The 1,957-nt window shown below is 66.6% G+C and carries 2 protein-coding genes; both read right to left on the reverse strand.

Features of this window, described 5'->3' with window-relative positions:
- Positions 1 to 557 (reverse strand): proline racemase family protein (locus EOA33_RS33960; protein WP_190234470.1); only part of this gene is annotated, 557 nt, incomplete at its 3' end.
- Between the two features lie 100 nt (positions 558 to 657).
- The coding region (locus tag EOA33_RS33965; RefSeq protein WP_348628290.1) for an FAD-dependent oxidoreductase at positions 658 to 1,957 on the reverse strand (1,300 nt) is incomplete at its 5' end.

Raw genomic sequence — 1,957 nt, forward strand, 5'->3', positions numbered from 1 at the left:
GCCATGTCGCGATAGTTCGCCTGCGGCTCGACGATGGCGTAGAAATTGCCGCCATAGGCGACGTCGACGCTGATCTCGCCGAGGCCGGGGCATTCGACCGTCAGGCCTTCCGCGTAGAGGAAGGACGGCACGTTGGTGATGCGCACCTCCTCGACATACTCGCCGACCTGTTTGTACTCCGCGACGACCAGGCCGGCCGGCGTGTCCAACCGCAGCACGCCCGGTGTCTTCGGCGTCACCAGCCCATGCTCGATCGCCATTGTGACGGTGCCGATGGTGCCGTGGCCGCACATCGGCAGGCAACCCGAGGTCTCGATGAACAGGATGGCGATGTCGCAGTCCTCGCGCGTCGGCGGGTAGAGGATGGAGCCCGACATCACATCATGGCCGCGCGGCTCGAACATCAGCCCGGTGCGGATCCAGTCATATTCGGCGAGGAAATGCGCCCGCCGCTCCATCATCGTCTTGCCCTCGAGCAACGGACCGCCGCCGGCGACCAGCCTGACCGGATTGCCGCAGGTATGGCCGTCGATGCAGGTGAAGGTTTTTTTGGCCATGATGCTTCCTAGAGCAATTTCAGGAAAAGTGTGAAGCGGTTAAGTTCGGCGCCTTCGCCGTAACCTTCCGTCCGGAATTGCGTCAAGACAAGAAGACTGTTCAAAACCGCTGCGGGCCGAAGGGGGCGAGATCGACGGGCGGAGTCTGACCGAGAACGAGATCGCGGATCAAGCGCCCGGTTGCCGCTGCCTGCGTCAGGCCGAGGTGGCCGTGACCGAAAGCGTAGAAAATGTTCGGCGCGCGCGCCCGGCCGATGACGGGCAGCGAATCCGGCAGCGATGGGCGATACCCCATCCATTCGCGCCCGCCGGACGGATCGAGCCCCGGCAGGAAACGCCTGGCCTTTTCCAGCATGGCCTTCGACCGCGCGAAATTGGGCGGGCGCTCGATGCCGCCGAGTTCGACGGCGCCGCCGACGCGCACGCCCGTTTCCAGCGGCGTGATGACGAAGCCGTGCCCGGAGAAGATCAGCTGCCGCTTCACGTCGAAGGCCGACACGGGGAGCGTCGTGTTGTAGCCGCGCTCGGTCTCCAGCGGGATGTGCTCGCCGACGTCCCTGGCCAAAAGATGCGACCATGCGCCCGCGGCGATGACGAGTTGGTTTGCCCTCCGGGTCGTGCCGTCGGCAAGCACGATCGTCGCGCCATCCGCTCCGGCCTCGATCCGCTCGACGCGTGCGTGCCCGAAGCGGGCGCCAAGCCGTTCGGCATGGGCCCAGACCGCCTTGCCGAGCAGCCTGGGGTCGGCGACCGTTTTCCAGCCCGGCACGAAGGTGCCCTTGATGAAGCGCGGCGAAAGGCCGGGCTGCAGCGCAGCGAGATCCGCACCGTCGACATGGCTGAAGCCGATGCCGTAGCGCTCACGCGCCGCCCAGCCGGACAGCGAGGCGTGGAACTCGGCCTCGCTCTCGTAGAGTTCCAGCGAGCCGTCCTCGCGTAGCATTGGCCTCGTGCCAGAGCGGTCGAGCAGACCCATCCACTCCGCTTCGGCAAGCCTCATCATCGCGGCCTGTGCGGCGAGGCTCGTCTCGTAGCGGTCGCCGCGCCCGGCGCGCCAAAAGCGGACCAACCATGGCAGCAGCTTCGGCAGATAGGCCGGCGGGATGCTGAGCGGGCCGAGCGGATCGGCAAGCCATTTCGGCAATTGCCGGATCATGCCCTTGTGCGCCAGCGGCAGCACGTCGGTGAAGGCGAAGGCGGCGGCATTGCCCGAGCTCGTTTCCTCGCAGATGCCCGTCCGATCGAAGATCGTGACGTTGCGCCCGGCCTCGGCGAGATAGGTGGCGGCGCAGATGCCGATGATACCGCCGCCGATGATGGCGATGTCTTCACCTTCTCCCCGTTCACGGGGAGAAGGTGCCCGAAGGGCGGATGAGGGGCGGCGCCCCTCCTCGGTCTCA

This window comes from Mesorhizobium sp. M4A.F.Ca.ET.050.02.1.1 (assembly GCF_003997725.1).
In the GTDB taxonomy this organism is placed as follows: Bacteria; Pseudomonadota; Alphaproteobacteria; order Rhizobiales; family Rhizobiaceae; genus Mesorhizobium.